Annotated in this window: 19 protein-coding genes; 10 read left to right on the top strand and 9 right to left on the bottom strand. The window is 54.5% G+C overall.

Going from position 1 to position 21291, the window contains the following annotated elements:
• Positions 1-289 precede the first annotated feature (289 nt).
• Both RC85_RS05165 and RC85_RS05160 read left to right on the top strand, forming a co-directional pair.
• Positions 290-703, top strand: a complete 414-nt coding sequence (locus RC85_RS05165; protein ID WP_068259416.1) for a TraR/DksA family transcriptional regulator — start codon at positions 290-292, stop codon at positions 701-703.
• Positions 704-959: 256 nt separating this feature from the next.
• Positions 960-2285: a S1C family serine protease gene (locus RC85_RS05160; RefSeq protein ID WP_084422358.1), complete on the top strand. Its 1326-nt coding sequence runs from the start codon at positions 960-962 to the stop codon at positions 2283-2285.
• 137 nt (positions 2286-2422) lie between these two features.
• On the opposite strand, the gene RC85_RS05155 is transcribed toward RC85_RS05160, so the two are convergent.
• Both RC85_RS05155 and RC85_RS05150 read right to left on the bottom strand, forming a co-directional pair.
• Positions 2423-3832, bottom strand: a complete 1410-nt coding sequence (locus RC85_RS05155; protein ID WP_235033418.1) for an MATE family efflux transporter — start codon at positions 3830-3832, stop codon at positions 2423-2425.
• A gap of 7 nt (positions 3833-3839) precedes the next feature.
• The gene (locus RC85_RS05150; protein ID WP_068259415.1) at positions 3840-4991 is read right to left on the bottom strand and encodes a rhomboid family intramembrane serine protease; all 1152 of its coding nucleotides are present in this window, start codon (positions 4989-4991) and stop codon (positions 3840-3842) included.
• Between the two features lie 245 nt (positions 4992-5236).
• Here RC85_RS05150 and RC85_RS05145 point away from each other — a divergent pair, with 245 nt between their 5' ends.
• On the top strand, positions 5237-5569 hold the full coding sequence (locus RC85_RS05145) for a HesB/IscA family protein (RefSeq protein WP_068259406.1): 333 nt from the start codon (positions 5237-5239) through the stop codon (positions 5567-5569).
• A 270-nt stretch (positions 5570-5839) separates the two neighbouring features.
• On the opposite strand, the gene RC85_RS05140 is transcribed toward RC85_RS05145, so the two are convergent.
• Both RC85_RS05140 and RC85_RS05135 read right to left on the bottom strand, forming a co-directional pair.
• The gene (locus RC85_RS05140) at positions 5840-9610 is read right to left on the bottom strand and encodes an AAA family ATPase (protein WP_068259405.1); all 3771 of its coding nucleotides are present in this window, start codon (positions 9608-9610) and stop codon (positions 5840-5842) included.
• A gap of 126 nt (positions 9611-9736) precedes the next feature.
• Positions 9737-10978: a metallophosphoesterase family protein gene (locus tag RC85_RS05135; RefSeq protein ID WP_068259404.1), complete on the bottom strand. Its 1242-nt coding sequence runs from the start codon at positions 10976-10978 to the stop codon at positions 9737-9739.
• A 203-nt stretch (positions 10979-11181) separates the two neighbouring features.
• Between RC85_RS05135 and RC85_RS05130 the strand changes: the two genes are divergently transcribed.
• Both RC85_RS05130 and RC85_RS05125 read left to right on the top strand, forming a co-directional pair.
• The gene (locus tag RC85_RS05130; protein ID WP_162273168.1) at positions 11182-11535 is read left to right on the top strand and encodes a hypothetical protein; all 354 of its coding nucleotides are present in this window, start codon (positions 11182-11184) and stop codon (positions 11533-11535) included.
• Positions 11536-11557: 22 nt separating this feature from the next.
• Positions 11558-12109 (top strand): DUF6036 family nucleotidyltransferase, encoded by a 552-nt coding sequence (locus RC85_RS05125; RefSeq protein WP_068259398.1) that lies wholly within the window; start codon positions 11558-11560, stop codon positions 12107-12109.
• Positions 12110-12145: 36 nt separating this feature from the next.
• Here the strand turns inward: RC85_RS05125 and der are convergent, their stop codons facing one another.
• Positions 12146-13495: a ribosome biogenesis GTPase Der gene (der, locus tag RC85_RS05120; protein ID WP_068259394.1), complete on the bottom strand. Its 1350-nt coding sequence runs from the start codon at positions 13493-13495 to the stop codon at positions 12146-12148.
• 258 nt (positions 13496-13753) lie between these two features.
• On the opposite strand from der, the gene RC85_RS05110 reads away from it, so the two are divergent.
• The gene (locus tag RC85_RS05110) at positions 13754-14629 is read left to right on the top strand and encodes a uracil-DNA glycosylase (protein WP_068259388.1); all 876 of its coding nucleotides are present in this window, start codon (positions 13754-13756) and stop codon (positions 14627-14629) included.
• 205 nt (positions 14630-14834) lie between these two features.
• Positions 14835-16388: a glutamate ligase domain-containing protein gene (locus RC85_RS05105; RefSeq protein WP_160148201.1), complete on the top strand. Its 1554-nt coding sequence runs from the start codon at positions 14835-14837 to the stop codon at positions 16386-16388.
• 136 nt (positions 16389-16524) lie between these two features.
• On the opposite strand, the gene RC85_RS05100 is transcribed toward RC85_RS05105, so the two are convergent.
• Positions 16525-16926, bottom strand: coding sequence for a response regulator (locus RC85_RS05100; RefSeq protein ID WP_068259381.1), 402 nt, complete (start codon positions 16924-16926; stop codon positions 16525-16527).
• Between the two features lie 189 nt (positions 16927-17115).
• Between RC85_RS05100 and RC85_RS05095 the strand changes: the two genes are divergently transcribed.
• From RC85_RS05095 to RC85_RS05085, 3 genes are all read left to right on the top strand, one after another.
• Positions 17116-18093 (top strand): AAA family ATPase, encoded by a 978-nt coding sequence (locus RC85_RS05095; RefSeq protein WP_235033511.1) that lies wholly within the window; start codon positions 17116-17118, stop codon positions 18091-18093.
• A gap of 109 nt (positions 18094-18202) precedes the next feature.
• Complete coding sequence (locus RC85_RS05090; RefSeq protein ID WP_068259375.1) at positions 18203-19564, top strand: DUF58 domain-containing protein; 1362 nt, start codon at positions 18203-18205, stop codon at positions 19562-19564.
• 126 nt (positions 19565-19690) lie between these two features.
• Entirely contained in the window at positions 19691-20146 is a 456-nt protein-coding gene (locus tag RC85_RS05085) for a ferritin-like domain-containing protein (RefSeq protein ID WP_068259372.1), read from the top strand.
• 204 nt (positions 20147-20350) lie between these two features.
• On the opposite strand, the gene RC85_RS05080 is transcribed toward RC85_RS05085, so the two are convergent.
• From RC85_RS05080 to RC85_RS28375, 3 genes are all read right to left on the bottom strand, one after another.
• Positions 20351-20635, bottom strand: a complete 285-nt coding sequence (locus RC85_RS05080; RefSeq protein ID WP_068259369.1) for a hypothetical protein — start codon at positions 20633-20635, stop codon at positions 20351-20353.
• Positions 20625-20780: a hypothetical protein gene (locus tag RC85_RS27400; protein ID WP_162273167.1), complete on the bottom strand. Its 156-nt coding sequence runs from the start codon at positions 20778-20780 to the stop codon at positions 20625-20627. Before RC85_RS27400 ends, RC85_RS05080 begins: the two co-directional genes overlap by 11 nt.
• Before the next feature lie 79 nt (positions 20781-20859).
• Positions 20860-21291: hypothetical protein (locus RC85_RS28375; protein ID WP_238383091.1), on the bottom strand; the 432-nt coding region annotated here is incomplete at its 5' end.

Below are 21291 nucleotides of genomic sequence, written 5' to 3'. Positions count from 1 at the left end.
ACTGCGTTCTGGCTATGATTCACAGACGGCAGGTGCTGGCGAATCTGAGTGCATTTTTGCGTCGAAATCCCCCTAAACGCACTACAACCGGTGCTAGGCGGCCCCTAGCGGGACACTTTTCGCCAGAATCTTGGCAAGAAAATGCTGTCAACGCGGGGGTCCGTCCCTATCATAAGCTGTCGGTCGGGAGTCATCTGACGCGAAGGGCCCCACAGTTGCTAGCGACCGAATCCCTCCCCAACCGCCTCGATTCGCGGCGACCTTCTCTTCCAACCAAAAGGTGAATGCGATGCCTCGAAAAGATTCCATCCAAAAGCTCCGTGACCAATTAGTCAGACGTCGCGAAGCGTTGCAACGAGCGTTTGACGGTGACCTCAGCCTGCTGCGGGAACTGCATCAAGAGCGAACTGGCGACGTACTTGACGCCGCAGCCAATACGGTCCAAGACGAATTGAACAGTCAATTGATCGAAGCGGAAAGTCGAGAGCTATCCGCGATCAACGAAGCGATCGCTCGTTTCGATGCTGGGTACTATGGAAATTGCGACGGCTGCGGCAAGCCGATCCCGCTGACTCGATTGCGAGCGATTCCCTACGCCACCGAGTGCATCGACTGCAAGCGTCGTGCGGAAGTGCGATCAGCACGTGGCGGCGGCGTCGCCTGGAACCGTGTATTCGATAACGTCGAAGCGGACCCGGTCTAAACGGCCATCCTTGTCGTTACCTTCGTTACCAATAACGCAAACGGTCGGTGGATTCACCGGCCGTTTTTAATGCGCTGAAATTGAGGGTTTTGCCAGATTGCCCGCTCAGGAATGCCGCCGGTGACAAGTGCCAAGCTTTCCTATCCAGGTGGACGATGCGTAAGATAGCACTGGCTCCTCCTAAACTGGCTCCTCCCAAAGCCGCCGTTGCTAACGCCCCCGCTCCTCCCAAACTCTCGCATCCCATTGCCCGCCCATGGTCATTGATTCTCTCGCCAAAGCACCTGGAAAGAAGCACCGAAATCGATCCGGCTCCGTTTTGAAAACCGTTCTGCGTCGCTGCGTCATTGCGATTGCCTGCGGCAGCTTCGCCGGACTTGCGGCCGGTTCGTTGTCAGCCCAAGATGCAGTTGCTCTGCCCTATGGTTTTCAGGGAAGCCAGGGCTTTCAGGGAAGCCAGGGTTTTCAGGGCAACCAGGCCTTCCAAGACAACCAATCCGTCAGCGTTCGCAAGCCGTCCATTGACGAACTCGCGCCGATTCAAAAGGTCGATATCGACACGCAGCGAGAGCGGTTGTTCAACGAACTGGCGGAAGAGTTTGAAGCCTTCGACCGACTTGGATCACTGGTCCGACGAGTTTCACTGTTAGTCAAACCAAGTGTCATCCACATCGAAGCTCACAAAACCGAAACCAAGGGCGGCGCGCGTCAATCGTACGACGAAGCCGGCAGCGGCGTGGTCATTGAAGCAATGGACGGCTCGCTGTGGGTGCTGACCAATCGCCACGTGATTGTGGGTGCCAGCCCGCGAGAAATTTTACTGCGTAGCAGCGACGGTCGCGAATTCTATCCCAGCAAAGTTGTCTCCGACGCCAGCACCGATGTCGCAGTCATGCGAATCGATAACACCGGTTTGCCGGCCGCGAGATTAGGCGACAGCGAAGCGATCGAAATTGGTGACTTCGTGATCGCAATCGGAAGCCCCTTTGGTTTAAGCCATAGCGTGACGTTTGGAATTCTAAGCGCCAAAGGTCGGCGAGATCTTTCGCTGGGCGAGCAGAAGATCGACTTGCAAGATTTCTTTCAAACCGACGCGGCAATCAATCCCGGCAACAGCGGCGGTCCGCTGCTGAACCTGCGTGGCGAAGTGGTCGGGCTGAACACTGCCATCGCCAGCAGCAGCGGCGGCAGTGAAGGCATCGGTTTTGCAATTCCAATCGACATGGCAATGCGAGTCGCCGACCAACTGACCCGCCAAGGCCGCATGCGACGTGGGTACTTGGGCGTCACGCTAGATCCCGACTTCACACCCGCAGACCTTGCCGCTGCCAATCGCGAACTCGTGCAAGCAGGCATCCTAAGCGGAGCTCTGGTGAAAAACGTTCGCCCTGGCTCACCAGCCGAACAAGCACATTTGCAACGCGGTGACATCATCGTTCAATTCGACGGCAAAGCGGTCGAGAGCGATGACCACTTGGTCGCTCGTGTCGGATTGACGCCCATCGGCGAATCAACGCCGATGATCATCTACCGCGGCGGCAAACGTTACCGCACCGAAGTCAGCTTGGCTGACTTGAACTAACGTTTCTGGCCGCCAAGAATTCGGAACAATCGTAGGCCGGAACAAGCTTGGCGCAGTTCCGGCAATTGCATGGTACTGCGCTGGATTGCCGGAACTGCGCCAAGCTTGTTCCGGCCTACATCCATTCTTTACCTGAACTAATCCACCATTCGCATTTTTCGCCATTGGCCGGTCGCGAATCTCAAGGCCATCAGGACAGCCAACAAGCACACCCACAACGCCAGCACGGTCCACCACCAATTCAGCCCCGCGTTGTAAGAGGTGCCCGAACCAATGTTCGCGACGCTTGGTTCAAACGCAAAGCCGATCGACAACGCGATCGCTGATGCGGTGATGCCGCCAAAAAGCACAAACCAGGTGTCGCCTGCGCCGCGAAGTGCCCCCGCCAGAATCAATTGCGTGGCATCGAGCACGACATAGATCGCGACGAAGCCGAGCAATCCTCGTGAAAGCTCAATCGCCCGCGCGGAGTCCTCGCCATCGCTATTGAATTCATACAGCGACATCATCACGTCGCCGATGGTCAGAAACGCGATCATCCATAGGCTGCTGTAGACCAGCCCAATGGCCATGGCAGCCGCGACACTTTTTGCAGCTCGGTTGGGCCCCGTCTCTGTTAGATGCCGCCCCACCAAGACACTTGCCGCAATCGAAACGCCAATCAGCGGAATGAATGCGATCATATTAAAATTGATTGCCATCGTGGTTGCACGTAGCGGAACATCGCCCAGCGTTCCGATACGCAGCACCATCACCGTGAACGCACCGGCCTCGTTCAGGTACATCAAGCCAGTGGGAAAGCCAAAGAAAATCAGCTTCACCAGCATCCCCCGATCCCATGCCCTGCCCGACGAAAACTGATACACCGCTTCGAAGCGAGGCCGCGTCAGCAACCATCCATAAACGACGACCTTAAACCAGAATGAAATCACGCTGGCGATCGCGGCCCCCTTGATTCCCATCTCGGGTAAGCCCAACATGCCAAAGATCAGTAAGTAGTCCGCCAACAGGTTGATCAATCCCGAAACGATCGAAACCCACATAACGGTTCCCGTACGTTCGGTACCGCTAAAAAAACCGCTCAGTGCCGTTTCAAGCACCTGACCCACCGCACCAATCATCAAAATTCTAAAGTAGATCGAATTGAGATCGATCAGAGATTCGGGCTGGCCGGTTGCTCGAAAAATCCAGGGTGCAAAATAAGCGAGCGCGATGAAGAAGGGCGTAAAACTGAGTGAAATCCAGACCGACTGCCAAAGAAAACGACCAACCCGTTCGGGCTTACCCGCTCCGATGTACTGGCTGACGATCGCGCCCGTCATCGACACAATCCCCATCGGTAAACAAACCAAAACCCAAAACAAATTACCGCCTGTCATCGCTGCACTCATCGACGCGCCGTCGTACTTCAACAGCAATGTTCGGTCGGCAAACAGCACCAGCGAAAACGTCCCCGTGCTGATCATCAACGGCAACGCAATTCGCCACACTTCGGCGATCGCGGCAGCAAACGAAACCTGTTGCCCCTGCTTAGTTTCAGTGCTCAAAACGAATTCAGTCTCCTGAAAACGAATGAGAAGATCGCTTTGATGCAGCGAGCTTGCCGAAGAACGGAATCGCACCTAACACCAAACCCGCAATCAATCCACCCAGGTGAGCACCGTTGGCAACGTTGGGTACAAATTCCAGGATCCCGGCGAACAACATCACAAACATCAAGACGACGTTGATGGGCACCAGGTTGATCGGATAGTCACCGTCCACCCAAGGACGAACCAGCAGGAACCCGAACAAACCATAGACTGCACCGGAGGCACCGACCACAAACGGGCTGCCGTGCAATGACTGGGGCACCCAATCCTCCGCCGGCAACCCAACTTGCAACGCCATCCCGCCCAACTGAGTCAACGTGACCAGGACTGCAAAAAATAGCGAGCCGTGCAACTTTTCAATCACGGATCCCAAAAAGAAGATCCACAGCATGTTAAACGCCAGGTGAAATTCATCGCCGTGCAAAAACATCGGCGTCACAAACCGCCACACTTCGCCTTTACGAACCGATGCAAAAGAATCGCCACCTTCGCTTCGATACAAATCACGATCGACAAACGATGTCGCCCGATAAATCTTCTGCTCCAACGTTTCGGTGCCCAAGCGATTCGCACGCGGCTTCGAAAAGTTGGTGGACAGCGACATGACGACCGAAATGATGATAATCCCAATCACCACTGGAATGCTTTGTTGTCGCGCAACATCACCGACGGGCATGTCCAATTGATTTAGGTCACGCGAAGCGGCTCGCCGCCGCGCGGATTTGACGCGATCCTTTTCTTGACGGCGATCGGCTTGTCGGGCTCGTGCTAAGCCAGGATTTGATCGACTGGGCAGGTCGGCCAGCGGAACATCGAACTTGGGCGACTCAGGCGATTCAAGAAAATCTTTATAGGCCGATTTCGCTTCGTCCACATCCACTTCGTCGCGGACCCAAAGGTTCCACGGTCCAGAGTTTTGCGGCCCAGAATTTTGCAGCCCAGGATTTTGCAGCGCAGAGTTTTTTTGACTGCCATCTTTTGAATCCCCCTGGTTGGAATCACGATTGAGCGAATCGTCCACCGGGTCGATCATGGCGTCGATGGACTCGCTTTGCAGATATCCGAGCAGTTTGCGGGCCTGATCGGACGTATCTAAGGTGCCAATTCGCCGCATGGGACTCTATTTGTGGAAGGATTGAGATGAGTTTGGTCGCCGTGAAGCCATTGTTCTAAGCATTTGAGTGAAATTTCGCACTCCCAAGCATTCCGGGCAGCTCGCGCTTGCCCAAAACTGACTTTCTTGAATATGATGGGGCAGACGGAATCAGGTTTGCCAGCCGCATAAACTGCGTCGCAGACCTCCACTTAACCAAACTCATGATCGCTTGCGATCAATCCAGCCTAGGGTGACTAAGAACGATGGCAGTTAAACTGACCGAACGAGCAGCGGAACAAGTCAAGCAGTTTCAAGTCGAGCACAACTTTGGCGACGAAATGGTGCTCCGTATCGGCATTGCAGCCGGCGGTTGCAGCGGATTCAGCTACACGCTGAATTTCGACGACACGTTCGACGAAAAAGCTGACACCAAATACGATTGCGGCGGCGTCGCCGTCGTCGTCGACAAGAAGAGTGCGTTGTACTTGGACGGCACCACCGTCGATTGGTACGAAAGCCTCGAAAAGCAAGGATTCACCTTCGAGAATCCCAACGCAACCAAGAGCTGCGGTTGCGGAAGCTCCTTCCAAGCGTAGGAACGAGCGAGGAATAAGGGTCGCCTTTCGCTCCGCGAAAGTAGCGAATCCGCTGCTTTCGCGGAGCGAAAGGCGACTATCAAAAGGCGCGAGTTCCTTAGTTGGAAGTATTCCAGCGAATTTTTGACTTCGATAGTCGCTAGGTCCATCGAACCCAGCGACTTTTTTCGTGCGCGGCAAGCTGCAAGCTGCAAGCTGCAATTTTGTGGGCCGTATTGCGCTCCGCTCAATAAGGCCTACTTTAGCCTTTTCAGAAACTGAACAAACGCCCTACTTCCCGTCCCACCAAGCTGGACCGTCGGACGCGGAAGCTCGATTCCAGATGTCATCTGGCAACGCGGGTTCTTCTTGGCCAACCCAACCGTTCTCGATCAAGCGTTGGTCGTCCCATTCGTCGCTGGTAATTGCGGCGAGCGCTTCTTCGGCTTCGTTGATCCGTCGCTGTGGTTCTCGTTCAAACCACGCCCACCCAATCGCGGCGGGTTCCGGCTCCGGTTCAAACACTCGTTCTGGTTCGACATAGACCGGTTCCGGTTCGCGTTCGATGTACTCGACGACCGGTTTGGGTTTCTTTTTCGGCTTGGGTGCTGGTCGATCCACATAAACGATTTTGGTTTCTGGCTCTGGCTTCGGTTCAGGCTTTCGCTCAACCACGATCGGTTCCGGTTCGGGCTCTGGTTCAACTTCTTCGACCTGCTCTTCCGGTTCCAGCTCCATTTCCTCTTCGACGTATTCGTATTCTTCCTCTTCTTCGTACTCCTCTTCTTCAACTTCTTCTGGAATCAACACCGTCGCGCGGCCGGGTTCACCTTGTGCTGGCATCAAGCGGACTTCGACGTCGATGTCGTGGAAGATATCGACGATGTGTTCGTGACAGGTAAACATCATGACTTGATGTCCAAGTTCGGCGAACGTTTTCAGTGTTCGAGCTGCATGAATGGCACGGTCACGGTCAAAGTTGACCAGCACGTCGTCCAGGACCAACGGCAGCATCACACCGCGGCGTGAATAGGCTGCCGCCAAGGACAATCGCAGTGCAATGAAGACGGCTTCACGAGTACCACGACTGAGAACATCAAGCGGAAGTGATTTCTTATCCTTGTCATCGATCTTCAGTTGGTTAGTGCCCAACGGAGTCCAGATGCGTTTGTATTTTCCGTCGGTCAATTGCGACAAGAACGAAGACGCTTCACGCAGCGTTTCGGGCTGGCGTTCACGCTCGACCGTGCTGCAAACGTCTTCCAGCAAACAACTGGCCATGCCCAACGTTTGCCAACGACGTGCCAGCGATTCAATGCGACGTTCGATGCAGCCCAATTCCAACTGAGCGACCGACAAACGATTGTCATCGCCAAGGTGTTTCATTTCTTGAGCAAGTTGCCCGTGCGAGGTTCGCAATTCAGCGATCCGAGACTCGGTTTCCGTCATGCGATTGGTGAGCGATTCCCAACGCTTTTCGAGATCGCCAGCGGTTGCCCCGTCGATTTCTCGTTCAACGTCTTCATAGGAAACGTGGTTGCCGATGATCGAACGAATTTGCTTATCGAGTTCACGATGATTCTTGTCCAGTTCGGCCAAACGGGCTTTCGTGTCAACCATCGTGTAGAACTGTTCGGGCGTTGCAACGCCGCACTTGGCCCACAAAGCTCGACGCTGTTGTTCGCTGCGTTCCAGATTTTGATGATGACTGGATTGTTGACGTTTGAGCTGTTGATCTTGTTCTTTCAGCTCGCGACGCCGTTTGATCCAGTGTTGCTGGCGAGAAAGTTCTTCGTGCAGGTGGTTGAGTTGTTCCAGTGGACCGCTGCGCGACTTGACCGCCAATTGGCCGTTGCCGGTTGAGTGTACGTCTTCTTTATCGATCTCGAACTTGTCAGACGAAGATTCAAGTGTCGATTCTTTGCCGACTTCCAGTGATTCCAGGTACAGCAATTCAATTCGCTTGGCGATCGTTTGTCGTTCGCTTTTTCGCTGATCCTTTTCAGCCAACAATTCATCCAACCGACGGCGACTCGCTTGCAGCGTTTCGTATCCATCGCCCAGTTTGCGAACGCTTGATGGTGACATCGATTCGCTAAGCCCCAGGTGTTCCAGCGTGGAAGCCCATTCTCGCTTGGCTTCCCGCAAACCTTCGGCCGCACGCTGTGCATTGGTGCGAGTAGTTTTGTAAGCTTGGATCGCGGCTTGGTGATTGTGATAGGTCGGCAGCGATGCTTCCAATTCGTCAAGCAGATGCTCGGATTCACGGAGCCGAAGTTCCAGCGATTCGCCGGTGGTGGGAAGCGAACTGTCAATGTCGCCTCGCTCGCCTTCGATTTCGCGGATCTGTTTTCGCATCGTTTCGATTTGACGTTCGGTTTCTTCACGATCAAACGAATTCGATCGCATTCCATTTTCGCGACCGAAGTAATAGGTCATCATGCCCATGATTCCGACCATCAAGCAAAGCATGCCCCAGGTCGGATCAGGCTCATCGACCAACCAATTAATGCCGAAAAGATTTGCACATCCGTAGATTAATGCGATGCCGCCAAAGATGAACGGCACAGCTAACAGTATTAGCCGGTCGATCGGCAGCGCTTCCGCAGTGGTCAGTTCGATCGATTCCTTTTCAAGTTCACGGTAATGCCGTTTCAGCTTATCTAAATGCTCGCCGACTTGGATGCGATGCTTCAGCGTCGCGATCAACTTGGTTTGATCACGGATCGCTTGTTGCAAGTCGCTGGCGCGAGCTCGTTCAAGCGTTTCGCGAAGCTGGTCCGACATTTTGTCGGCACGCTTTTTGTGTTCGGCTCCGGTCGCACGAGCTTGCTTGAGCAGGAACGATTGCTCCTTGACCTGTTTTGCCGGAGCCGACAACGCGCTGAGCGTTTGACGCGACATGTCGGGCAAGTTGCCCGCGTTGCCTTCGACCAAGTCACGACGTTCTTCTTCGTCCAAACCCAAACGATCAGCATCGGCATCCAATTGTGTGCGTGCTTTACCGATTTGGGAATCAAGACGCGTGATTTGTTCTTCGAGTGCTTCCACCCAAGTCGCTTGTTCAGCGGCCGCTTCGATCCGACCTTGCAGATCAAGCATTCGTTTCGAAACGGGCAACTGATGTGCTTTTTCGCGGATCGCACGCCGTTTGTTTTTGACTTCTTCCAGTTTATGACGACGCTCTTCCATCGACGCATCGATTTGGATCAATTGCCCGGGGGCTTCGTCGGGCAGATGAACTTCGCTCTCACCTTGCTTAATTTGCTCAGCGATCTTTTCACGCTCACGCCAAGTCTCAAAAACACTGGTGGCCGTTTCGACCGTCTTGGCTTCCTGTTCCCAAACGCCGATCCGTTCGGTTAACTGTTCGATTTCTTGCAGACCGCTGCGACGCTGTGACGCCAATTCGCTCCAACGACGTCCGCCACGCGTCAGCCCGGCAACTTCATCGCGTAGTTTTTCTCGCTTGGAAATCAGCCCCGCCATTTTGTCGGCATCAGCATCATCGACGACGCTTGACTTGCCGACCAACGACTTGCGCCCGCCACGCAGGCTGCGCATCACGTCCACCAAGCTGACGCGATCGAGACCGCTGGACAACTTGTACAGTTCATCAGCAGCGGAGGTGTCGTCCAACGTGCTTAGCTCTTGCAGTTCGCGCATGCCGATGGCAAACACGTTGGTAAAGATCGGTTCGTCGATCTGGCCCAGCAAACTGCTGAGGCGATGTTGACCTTGGCTAAGCCCGTCTTGGCCAGTCACGGTCAAGCGGCCGGTGACGTTGGTGTCGGTCAATTGACTGTGACGACGAATTTCGTACCCGCCGCCCGGTCCGGTCACTCGCATCGCTCCACCGGGCGTTCCGCCGTGAACCGGTGGCAAGTATTTTTCGCGGCGGTCGGCAGTGAAGCCGTACAGCATCGCGCGGACGAACTGCATCAACGTTGTCTTGCCCGCTTCGTTGGGGCCATAGAACAACGTCATGCCTTCGGGCAGCGAATCGACTGACAGGCCGGTCCATACGCCGAATCCATCGATCTGAATGTCTTTAATCTTCATGATTTCATTCGTTTCGTTAGCCGTTTTGGCGTTAGTAACATTTCTGACTTTGTGAGCCGCGACGCGTAAGCGGCCGGGATTCTCTCGTTGCCCGAGGCCTTACGGCCAGCGGCTCACAGTTGTTGCCTAGGCAACAGGTTGTTTTAGTTTTCCGCCACGCAGTAACTCGACGCCAAGCAACGACGCCTCGCCAAGCAATTCACTTCGCTCGCTCGATGACACCTCCGCCAAAATCGACTGCGTCGTCGATGGCAGCGAAGGCTCTTCTTCGGTAAACGGCAACAGATTCAAATCGCGACCTTCGGTGGCACGATGCTTTTCAGCCGCACGCAAAAAGTCGCCAAGAATCGTGTCTTCGTCTTGCCACGATTTCGGATAGGATCGCGGCGTGCGAACCTTGATTCGTGTTGTCCAAGACGATGGCGTTCCGTGTCCGTATTCGCGGCGTGCCCAGGTGATCAGTTCTTCGACGTCGCCGATCGATTGCAAGGACTCGCCGCTGGTGATCGAGATATCGAAACCGACGATCAAATGACGCCCGCCGGCATCGTGTTGCAGTCGCGACATCTTTTCGCCGATTAGATTGCGAATGCCGCCAACCGATGCAATCTCGTCCGCCGATACTTCCACATCGGCATAGCGAAACGCGTCACACTCGATCGCGTGGACTCGCGTGGTTCCGTCCGAATCAACATCGACGGTGCTGTAACCGTGGGCTCCTGTTTCTTCGATCGATCGTCCTTGCGGCGAACCACAATAGATCGCCGCCGACTGTGCGCCGCCTTCGATTTCGCTGCGGTTGTGCTGTCCGCCCAATGCCCAGTAATCGAATCGGCCTTCCGCTAATGCGTCGGCATCGGCATCGCCGTAACCGACCGCGACGGTGTATTCATCAGTGGGATCAACGCGAAAGCTGGGGACATGCAAAATGCTTCGACCGTCACTGCTGCGACCGACCACAACAGCGATCGTTCGTCCAGCCCGTTCAACCGGAACCGCAACGGCGCGGTTCTTGGGGAACATGGTCACGTTGGGTGGCAGCGGTACTGAATCAGGCCAACGTGCGGGATCGTCGGCGATGCCGGCGGACCAGAACACAGGCGTTTTCTTGGCGTGCAATTTGTCAAAGTAGTCCAACAACAACGACATGCCGTGCGGACCGGCCGAAGCGGGCGAAAGCAAATCGCCGCTTAGAACCAAGAAGTCGATATTGTCGGCGAGCGCTGCCTCAAAAACCGCTGCGGCGGCGCGGCGTGGCGCGTCCGCCATCGCGTCTCGCAAGTGTGCGGGCAGTGCATCGAGATCGCCCAGCGGTGTTTCGAGATGAAAATCGCTGGCGTGAATGAACCGGAATGATTCGCCTGACATTGTCTACCTTCCATGGTTTTCGCGAGCGGTGGTGCTTCACATCATGTAAAGACAAATCCGCCGCGCTCGGCTACGTAGGCCTGGGAGTTTAACGGATTTCGTGAAACCGAGCCAAGATCAGAATCTTTTTTGTGAAACTGGGTTGCTAGCAATGTTGTCAAATACGCGAGTTTTGCTCGCCATCCGAACTGGAGAGCGATCGTTTGCAGGTTCTTTCTAGGTGCAAGTATCCGTCGATCGATGTAGATTATCAGAGTCGATGTCGTATCCAAGCCTGCCAAGTCACACACTATCAATTCGTGATTCAACCACTTCAAAAATCAATTCTAACTCGCAAAGCTGCTCGAGCTCGTGGTCGAGCAGCCAGCGAAAAACTGGCTGATGGAGCGAGGCTCTATGATTTGAGCCGTGCGGTGTTGATTCATTCGATCATTGGCCAGCATCCAGATTGGTCAGAGATGCAGGTACGGGAAGAGCTGAAGCGTCGGCGGAACGCAACACGGCAGGTCCACGAGAAAGAAATCTACGTCAACGTTTCTACCGATGAGTTTGCCTAATGCGATCAGGTTATTGCGATAGATGAATAGCTTGGAAGCGATTCGGGCCGTGATCATCGAGTTAGAGAAACAAGATATTGAATACTTGTTGGTCGGTGCATTCGCTTGCAACTTGTATGCGGTACCTCGATCCACCAATGACGCAGACTTTGTCGTCACTTTACCTCAGCCTGACATTGTTAAATTCACAAAGTCTCTTGGGGACGATTTCAAACTCGACCCACAAATGATGATGGAAATCTTCACCGGATCAGTGCGACATGTTCTTTGCTATTCGCCGACGGACTTCGAGATCGAGCTGTTCCAAGCCACCCAAGACCCGCACCATCTTGAACAGTGGCAGCGAAAGGTAAAAGCAAGCATCGCTGAAATTGACTGCAAAGCGTGGGTGCCGACTGCCGAGGATGTTGTGATTCAGAAGTTGCGATGGGCTCGGCGTAAAGACCTGGACGATGTCGTCAACCTTCTAGTCGTTTCCGGAGACAAGCTCGATTGGTCCTACATTGATGACTGGGCGACAAAACATGAAACGACTCAGCAATTGAAGCAGCTTCGCTTGGAAGCCGGAGTGTAGTAACAAAAGCGTTCGAATCGACCTGCGAAAACGAACCTAACGTCGCACCGAATCTTTTTCAGTGCCGTCATCCATGCGATGCTTTTTGTGCAGATACAATTTGATTGGGACTTCGCCGAACGACAAATGGTCACGAAGGACATTTAAGAGGTATCGCTGGTAATCGTTGCTGAATGCTTTGGGGTCGTTGCAGACCAGCACGACCGTGGGCGGTTCCGTCGCGACTTGCGTGGCGTAATAAATTTTGGGCCGACGGTTTTGATACATCGGTGGTTCATGAGCATCAATGGCGGCTCGGATCACTCGGTTCAGCACGCCGGTTGATACTCGTTCGCGTGCTTGCTTGAACAACATCGCCGAGTGATTTAACAGTGACTTGACGTTCTTGCCCGTTTCGCCGGTGATGAACGCGATCGGAGCATACGCGAGCGTCGGAAACTGGCCACGCAAGTATTGAACCCAGCGATCCGTTGGAACGGTTCCATGCAGTTTGTCCCATTTGTTGATCACAAAAATGCAAGGCTTGTGATGTTCCATCACGTAACCGAGCAACTGCTTATCAACCTTGCTGGCGGTTTCGACGGCGTCGAAGAACATCAGCACCACGTCGGCGCGACGAACGCTGCGTTGGGCGCGGTGCATGCCGTACCATTCCAGGTCCGTGCGTTGGCTTTTTCGTTTTCGTAATCCCGGCGTGTCAATCGCGATGAAGGTTTGGCCGTCAACGTCAAAGTGAACATCCACGCTGTCACGAGTCGTTCCGGCGACCTCGCTGACGATCATTCGATCGGTCTCGGCCAACGTGTTGACGAACGTACTCTTGCCAACATTCCGGCGACCAACGATCGCGATCTTCATCGTAGGCTCTTCGACGGTTTCGTCATTCGCTTCGGGCAAACGATCGACGATCAATTCCAACAAGTCGTCGCGGTGCCGATTTTGAGTCGAGCTGACGCGAATGATGTGTCCTCGTCCGAGCTTTTGGAACTCCTCCGCTGCAATGTCTTGATGCGGTTGGTCCGCTTTGTTGGCAACCAAAATTACAGGTCGTTCGATCCCACGCAGTCGTTCGGCAACCGTCACATCCAGCGGCATCAAACCGGTTTGGATGTCCACGACGAACAGAATGATGTCGGCGGACGTGATCGCCATTTCGATTTGGCGGACGACATCTTCGGTCAGGTTATCATCGTCGACGACGCCCATTCCACCGGTATCGGTCAATTCAAAGAACCGATCGTCGTGTTCGATCAGGGTCGTCATTCGATCGCGGGTCACGCCGGAATAATCATCGACGATGGCCAGCCGCCGGCGTGCGAGCCAATTAAAGAGGCTGCTTTTGCCGACGTTTGGACGTCCGATGATGGCGACTTTGGGGACAGACATTCAGGTTAAGTGCTTGGTAAACGGGTTGAGCTGTTTTGCTCGTCGTGATGTTGGCCGTGATGTTGGCCGAAAGTAGATCGAAACAAGCGAAGCGAAGTTCCGGCAGTAGCCACCGCGAAAAGCCGGAACTGCGCCGCTGTCGCGTCTTGTTGCCGGCCTACATTTTTACCGGCCTGTTCGGAGCCCCACAGCTTAATCCGTCCAGTAAATTTCACACAGGTGCCGACTAACTGTATTTCGATCGATATACTGCCCAGCATGTCTGACAACGAATCACTCGATCCTGCCGAAATCCACGCCCAAGCGGCTGCATTAGCCGCCCATCTCCAGCGATCGGGCGTTTCGTTCTTGCCAGTCGCCAATCCGGCGAGCGTCGAATTATTGGCCGACCAGTTTGCCGTCCCAGAGCCCTCATCGCCCGATCCGCCTGCTGTCTCGCCACCCAAACCGCCTGCTCCGGCCGCCGCGTCCAAGCCAGCGATGCCGAAAACCCGGCTAGAAACCGTCCCCGCATTTTCGACCACCGACGGCGATTACGACGGGAAAGCATTGTCGGCCGACGATCGCAAGGCACAGTTGCAAATTCTGGCTGAACAAGTTTCTCAGTGTACGTCTTGCGAAATTCTGGCTAGCTGTCGAACTCAAACCGTTTTCGGCGAAGGCAGTCCGCAAGCACGGTTCCTGTTCTTTGGCGAAGGCCCCGGTGCCGACGAAGATCGCAGCGGCCGTCCCTTTGTTGGCAAGGCGGGACAGTTGCTAACCAAGATGATCGTTGCCTGCACGCTGGACCGCGCCGATTGTTACATCACCAACACGGTCAAATGTCGCCCACCGGGGAATCGAAATCCCGAAGGCGATGAACTGCAAAATTGCAAGGCGTTTTACCAACAACAACTCAACCTGATTCGCCCCGAATACATCGTCTGTCTCGGTGCGATTGCCGCTTCTGAATTGCTCGGCACCAAACTGTCCGTCGGACGACTCCGCGGAAAATTTCATCAATATCGTGGCAGCAAAGTCCTGGTGACCTATCACCCCGCTTACCTGCTTCGAAACCCGGCCGCAAAAAAAGCTGCATGGGAAGATTTGCAGAGATTGATGGCCGATGCGGGCATCGAATTGCCGGGGAAATAGCGGCAACCAGCTTTGCAAGCAAATGTCGCGTCCGAGGCTCCGCCGGAACAAACTGAAAGTTTTCGGCCTTGACCGTTTTTGCTCGATGGGAACAATCACGCATATCGAGAAGCGAGGAACGCTTTTCTTTTCTCGCAGTCGTCACCCATGATTCGGTGAAACACGACCGCGAGAAACAAATCCTACGATGTGCAAGGAGGCCATCATGCGTCAGAAATCTACTGACACCAGCGCGATTGAATTCTCATCCGCCCCGACAGATGCTACCCGTACCGGTATCACCTCTACTTCCGAAGCTCCCACGCAATCGCTTCGTGGGATTCTGGCTGGTGCTCGGTTCCATGCTGGCAGCGACGTTGAATTTGTTTCGGTTGCCGAATCATCCAAGACCGCAATGCCCGGCGACCTAGTCGTCTATCGAATCGGCCAAGACGATCCGATGCGAATCGTTGCCGACGCGTTGTCGCGCGGTGCATCGGGAATTTTGACCGAACAAGTGCTGCCTTGCCCGTTGCCGCAGTGCATCGTCGGCGACATCGAATTAGCGATGGCGGATATCAATTCTGCATTGCTGAACAACCCCGATCAGAAATTGCTGACGATCGGCGTTGTCGGATCCGCGGGCAAGACAACCACGTCGCTGTTGATCTCAACGTTGTTCCGTGCCAAGAACATTCGCACGGCGTACCAGACCGATCTGGGCAGCAGCGATGGTGTGGTGCAGACCACTCAAACCGAAAAAATGCACTCAGCGTCATCGCTTGTCGATTGGGTCGGCGAAGCCGTTGACTGCGATAGCCAAATCGCGATCATCGAAATGGTCGATACCGATCTTCGCCAAGGACGCTACGACTGCATCGGTTTCGATTTGTTAGTCGTAACTGGATCAACCATTGCCAGTCAAGATTTTGGGCCGTCCGCACTTTCCTGTGCATTGGAAACTCTCAATCCCAACGGCGTCGTCATCGCACCGGCCGACGACAACAAAGCGATGCAGATCATCCAAGAAGCCGGCGTTCGCCAAGTCAGCTACGGAGTCCGCGGCAGTGCTGATGTGACCGCAAAAATCATCGATCAATCCTGTGGCATGACGACCTTGTTGGTCACCCACGATGACAGCACCGCCGTGATGGAAACACCACTTTGCGGCGGAGCGATGGCCGCCAATCAAGCAGCCGCAGTGACGGTTGGCTTGTTAACAGATTTTGAATTACCCGAAATCGCCAGCCACCTGGGAAGCCTACGATCGGTTCCCGGTCGCGGCCAAACGCTTAGCCGTTACGGTCACGCATCGGTGATGATTGATGTTGCCGGATCAGCAGAACGATGTGCCACCGCGATGCGAACAGCTCGTTCGATGAAGGCCAGCGGCCGACTATGGTGCATCGCAGCGATCAGTAACGAAGAAGACCCAACATCGCTCGCACGTTTGGGGAATTTATTGGAACGGTTCGCGGACCACGCGATCGTGACATCGTTTCCTGAACAAAAGAAATCGTTCTTGGCTGCATCTCACGCCGTGCTCGACGGCGTCGAAAAATGTGCCGCCATGCGAATGGTCACGGATCAAACCAAAGCGATCCAGTGGGCAATGGCCCACGCAAAACCGTCCGACACGATCTTGGTAATGACCAATCAATCGGCGACCAACGCGCATCAAAGCCGCAAAGAAATCGAAGCGATCGAAACGTTGGTCGAAAAGGTTCGCGACGAACAGGAAATCGCTCGACCAATGCCAACGCTAAAAGTGTTTGGGTAAGCAGTCCTTGGATTGTGAATTGATGTAGGCCGGAACAAGCTTAGCGCAGTTCCGGCAAACCAACGTCGTACCATGCGATTGCCGGAACTGCGGCAAGCTTGTTCCGGCCTACAAGAATGTCAAATGCCAAGAGAGATCAGGCGGGACGCCAACCGTAGACATCCGACAGGGCAGTGCAGATCAAGTCGCTAATTTGCTTTAACCGAATCGGCTTGGAAAGCACTTCGTAGGCGGATACTTGCTTTGCCTGAGCCCGGATTGTTTCGTCCAAGTCGGCACTCATTAACACGCACGGAGTTTGCTGGGACGTTCGGCGAATGTGCCGGATGACTTCCAGCCCGTTAAGCCTTGGCATGTGAAAGTCGACTAGGCAGACATGGACTTCACTTCGCTCGATCAGCTCGATCGCTTGCATTCCGTCCCCCGCTTCGGTGACCTTAAATCCACGACGCGCAAGCCCTTCGCACAAAACGCTGCGAAACGCTGAGTCGTCATCGGTGACCAGTAAGTTCGGTATCGACGAGTTGGGGATTAACATAGGGCTCTCAATCCGACGAACTGCCACCACGGCAGCCCATTGTCTAGGTACCATGATAGTAGCAATTTCAGTGCCGATGTTCCTTAAATGTAAACGACGCTCATGGACCAAGCTGACCAGCCCCCGATGGCGAAACCTGCGGCGAAACCTGCCGCAAAAACGCCATACGCGAAAGCGCCCGCTGCGAAAATGGCAGTCAAGGCGACGCCTCCAGCCGACCAGGCCGCCATCGTCAGCGATCTGGCTAAGCGGATCATTGCCAACGTTGAACTGGCGATCGTGGGCAAACGGAAACAACTTGTTTTGTCGCTGGTAACCTGGCTCTCGGGAGGCCACATTTTACTGGAAGACGTTCCCGGCGTCGCCAAAACCATGCTCGCTCGGGCATTGGGACGCAGCGTGGGCTGCAAGTTCAAACGAGTTCAATGCACGCCAGATTTGTTGCCCACCGATGTGACCGGCACTTCGATTTTCAACCAAAAGACATCCGAGTTTGAATTTCGCCCTGGTCCTGTCTTCACTCAGATTTTGTTGGCCGACGAAATCAATCGCGCCACACCGCGAACCCAAGCTTCACTGTTGGAAGCGATGGCGGAAACACGCGTCACGGTCGATGGAACCACGCACACGCTCGATCCACCCTTCATCGTCATCGCCACCCAAAACCCAGTCGATCACGAAGGCACGTTTCCGCTGCCCGAAGCCCAGCTAGATCGTTTTATGATGCGGTTCAGTTTGGGATATCCGACGATGGAAGAAGAGATGCGAATGCTGGAAATGTTGCAGCACCAGCATCCCGTGGACACGCTGCAACCCGTTGCCCAGGCGACCGAAATTGTGCGAGCCCAACAGATCGTCAAGAAAGTTCGCGTCGATCCAAAACTTCGCGGCTATCTGCTGCAAATCATTTCGCAAACTCGGTCACACGAAGACCTGGCACTCGGCGGCAGCCCACGCGCCAGCATCGCACTGTTTCGTTGTGCCCAAGCAATGGCCGCGATCCGAGGTCGCAACTATGTGCTTCCTGACGATCTGAAAAAAATTATCGAACCGGTGATGAACCACCGTGTGATTTTGCGTCCCGAAAGTCGGTTGCGTAAAGTCAGCACCGAGAGCGTGATCGACGAGATCGTCAGCGAGATTGCAGTCCCGACGATCGGAACGTGACAAGACTTCGCTAAATGAAACCACAGAGACGCAGAGATCACTTTCGATCACTCATTCACAACCCTCTGTGTTTCTCTGTGCCTCCGTGGTTCAAAACCTGATCGGATCAATGAAATCTTCGTCGCCACCTTCTGCCAAGTTGACCATCGCGGCAGGCGTAAGCACCTTGCTGTTGGTGGGCATTCTGTTTGGTGCTTCGCTTTGGGTATTGGCCGGAATTACGATCGCTTTATTGGTGGGCGTCAATTATCTGCTCGCAAACACTTGGTCCACTTCCGCGACCGCACTGCGAACGACCGGCGATCGTGAACTCAAAGTCGGATCCAAGGCGAACGCGCGAATTGAAATCACTAACACCGCCAAAGTCCCAATGCTTTGGTTGTTGGTGGAAGACCTGTTGCCCAAACAAGTTCTCAGTGCAAGCAAACATTCACCACCGTTAAAAATTGACGGCGAGCGTTTGGCGGTGATGTTGTTGTGGCCGGGGGAAACCAAAGCAATTGACTATGACGTCGATTGCCGCCGCCGAGGCTATTTGCAAATCGGACCGACGGTTCTGGAAACCGGTGACTTGATGGGCTTGTTTCGCCGGTTCCGTGTTGGCACCGATCCGCAGTACATCACCGTCATGCCAGAGATCGTTCCGCTGACGCAGTACGAAATTGGATCGAGACGTCCGATCGGTGAAATCCGAATGCGAGCCAATGTGATGGACGACCCGACGCGGCTAAGAGGGATTCGCCAATGGCAAATCGGCGACCCGATGCGAAGCGTTCACTGGGCTGCGACCGCGCGAACAGGAACGCTGCACAGCAAGATCTACGAACCATCTTCGATCGCCGGTGCCACCCTGATCTTGGACATGCACACCAGCACCAACCCCAATTCGCACGAACCCGTGCGCACGGATCTGGCCGTCACCGCTGCGGCGTCAATCGCTGCGTCACTGCACGAATCCGGTGAACCGTTTGGCTTGGTCACCAATGGACGCGACGCCGCCGACCGTATTCGCACCGAAGGATGGCAGGGCGATCAACGAATTTCGCATCCGCAAAAACGCTCCGACGTTTCCAATGCAGCAGCGATGCGATCCGAAAACGATCGCCTGAATCCAGTCATCATTTCACCCTCGCGCGGCCCAGCCCAGTTCAAAGACATTCATCGCACGCTGGCACGACTTGAACGAACCGATGGCCTGACGCTTTCTGAATTATTGGTCGAATGCGAAAGCCAACTTTCGGGCGACACAACGTTGCTGATCATCCTTCAGCAAGCCTCTGCGGCAACGATCGCAACGCTGGTCGGACTGTCCAAACGAGGCCGCGCCGTCGCCGTCATTATCAACACTCACGACATCAACGACTACACCTCGATCGCTGGCCCCTTGATCGCGTCTAGAATCCCAACGTTCTATCTGTCCGACAAAGATTCCATCGCCAACGTCTGCCGCAGCGTTCTGGTCCGGGCTTGAAGTGAATTGCCCTGGATCGACGATCGGACTCAAAAAGACTATTGCTTTGGATGTATCATGCAACTGATGCCACTACTTTCGGGATTCGATCCCATTTCGATTCACCTTCACTAAAAGGTCGCCATCATGGCCAGCCAAGAACTGCTAAACCTACTCAACGAAATCCTAAAGCATGAATGGACGGGCGTTGCCCAGTATTCGCAAAACAGTTTCATCGCCGAAGGTGTTTGGCGTGAAGTCTTTGCCGAAAAATTTATCGGTGACGCCAAGGAGTCATTTGGTCACGCCCAACTGGTGGGTGACAAAATTGTCGCACTTGGTGGAGTCCCCGTGGCGACTCGCAACGAAATCAAGCAATCGCGTGACTTGCAGGAAGTGCTGCAATTCAGCCTGGAATTCGAGTCCAAAGCGGTCGAAATGTACCAACAAGCCCTGGAACTGGCCGAAGGCAATCGCCCCTTGGTGATCTTTCTGGAAGACATCCTCGCCGACGAACAAGAAGGCGTCGACGAATACACCAAATTGCTTCGCAATTCAGAAGGATCCGCTGCTGGAACAAAGCCGTCCGAAAAGACTGCATAGAAAATAAAAAACCAACACAAGGTCTGCCGCCAGCGACGCGTTCTCTGATGGCAGAGGTTTTCAACGCAAAGATGCTCAGCCGCAAGGTCGCAAAGGTTTCGGAAATGCCGCTTCTTTGCGTCTTCGCGGCCTGGCGACTTTGCGTTTGATTTTGATGAGCGTAAATCGAGAGTCGAGGGTGTCAGAAACCCTTTACTTGATGGTTTAGCTCGCCTGCTCGAATCGTAGGATTGCCGGTGCGTCTGGATCGGCCGTTTCGCGGCGGGTGGTACCGGTGACGCTTGCGGGTGAGAGGGTCATTTTTAGCCCGGCGACTTGTGCGGGCTCGATCGCGACGCTGCTCTGCACGAACCAACCGATGTCAGCCGAATGGGTTTCTTGACGCAAAACGAGGTGTTCCAGGCCGCACAGAGTGGTGCAGCGGGCCAGAACCAAACGCTGCTGGTCGCTCGCACCGGGGAAAACATTCAGGATGGTCTCAGTTTGCACAGTCGTTTTGCTCTGAAAGAGGTTTCTGTAACGAATAGGCTTGATGAAAGTGATTCTCAATAAAGAATAGACCGAGCCAGCCAACCGTCAATGCCAATGCATCTTGATGGTCAGCATGAGGGCTGGCACGTGAATCGGCAGACATTTTTTGTAGGCCGTAGCGAGTGGAGCGAGTTACGGCATTTTGTTGCAGCCCTGCCGTAACTCGCTCCACTCGCTAAGGCCTACTTTACGGCTTCCTGCCGATTAGCATGGCGGCCCACAGCATCTTCATACCCCAGCGGATTCCGATGAAAACGTCCGAACTGAAATCTGCCGGCCGCAAATGCGACAAACTTGGGTTGGGGCAAGCCGAGCGAACGTTGCTGGTCTGCATGGATCGGAAAACGGCCAAGTGTGCCGGATCGAAACAGATGCAACAAGTTTGGAAACATTTGAAACGGCGTTTGAAAGAATTGAAACTCGACCAACGTGGCGGGATCGTGCAGATCAAAACCGGTTGTGTCGGAATCTGCAAAGGCGGCCCAATCCAGGGCGATTGCGCCACGATAGGTAATCTGGGAGACTGAGCGAAGGTTCGTGTTTGGACGGCTGATTTGCAGTTGTCGGGCGAATCGCTTCGTACTGGTGACCTTCGATGGAACGCTCCGCCTCGC

It is taken from the genome of Rubripirellula obstinata, assembly GCF_001642955.1.
Lineage (GTDB): Bacteria > Planctomycetota > Planctomycetia > Pirellulales > Pirellulaceae > Rubripirellula > Rubripirellula obstinata.
The sequence above is the reverse complement of the archived record's forward strand: the minus strand, read 5'-3'. Positions and strand labels throughout refer to the sequence as shown.

What these genes read in the sequence shown, in the direction of transcription:
- RC85_RS05165 (WP_068259416.1), top strand. Translation starts at nt 290, where the DNA reads ATGCCTCGAAAAGATTCCATCCAAAAGCTCCGTGACCAATTAGTCAGA.
- RC85_RS05160 (WP_084422358.1), top strand. Translation starts at nt 960, where the DNA reads ATGGTCATTGATTCTCTCGCCAAAGCACCTGGAAAGAAGCACCGAAAT.
- RC85_RS05150 (WP_068259415.1), bottom strand. Translation starts at nt 4,991, where the DNA reads ATGCGGCGAATTGGCACCTTAGATACGTCCGATCAGGCCCGCAAACTG.
- RC85_RS05145 (WP_068259406.1), top strand. Translation starts at nt 5,237, where the DNA reads ATGGCAGTTAAACTGACCGAACGAGCAGCGGAACAAGTCAAGCAGTTT.
- RC85_RS05140 (WP_068259405.1), bottom strand. Translation starts at nt 9,610, where the DNA reads ATGAAGATTAAAGACATTCAGATCGATGGATTCGGCGTATGGACCGGC.
- RC85_RS05135 (WP_068259404.1), bottom strand. Translation starts at nt 10,978, where the DNA reads ATGTCAGGCGAATCATTCCGGTTCATTCACGCCAGCGATTTTCATCTC.
- RC85_RS05125 (WP_068259398.1), top strand. Translation starts at nt 11,558, where the DNA reads ATGAATAGCTTGGAAGCGATTCGGGCCGTGATCATCGAGTTAGAGAAA.
- der (WP_068259394.1), bottom strand. Translation starts at nt 13,495, where the DNA reads ATGTCTGTCCCCAAAGTCGCCATCATCGGACGTCCAAACGTCGGCAAA.
- RC85_RS05110 (WP_068259388.1), top strand. Translation starts at nt 13,754, where the DNA reads ATGTCTGACAACGAATCACTCGATCCTGCCGAAATCCACGCCCAAGCG.
- RC85_RS05105 (WP_160148201.1), top strand. Translation starts at nt 14,835, where the DNA reads ATGCGTCAGAAATCTACTGACACCAGCGCGATTGAATTCTCATCCGCC.
- RC85_RS05100 (WP_068259381.1), bottom strand. Translation starts at nt 16,926, where the DNA reads ATGTTAATCCCCAACTCGTCGATACCGAACTTACTGGTCACCGATGAC.
- RC85_RS05095 (WP_235033511.1), top strand. Translation starts at nt 17,116, where the DNA reads ATGGCAGTCAAGGCGACGCCTCCAGCCGACCAGGCCGCCATCGTCAGC.
- RC85_RS05090 (WP_068259375.1), top strand. Translation starts at nt 18,203, where the DNA reads ATGAAATCTTCGTCGCCACCTTCTGCCAAGTTGACCATCGCGGCAGGC.
- RC85_RS05085 (WP_068259372.1), top strand. Translation starts at nt 19,691, where the DNA reads ATGGCCAGCCAAGAACTGCTAAACCTACTCAACGAAATCCTAAAGCAT.
- RC85_RS27400 (WP_162273167.1), bottom strand. Translation starts at nt 20,780, where the DNA reads ATGTCTGCCGATTCACGTGCCAGCCCTCATGCTGACCATCAAGATGCA.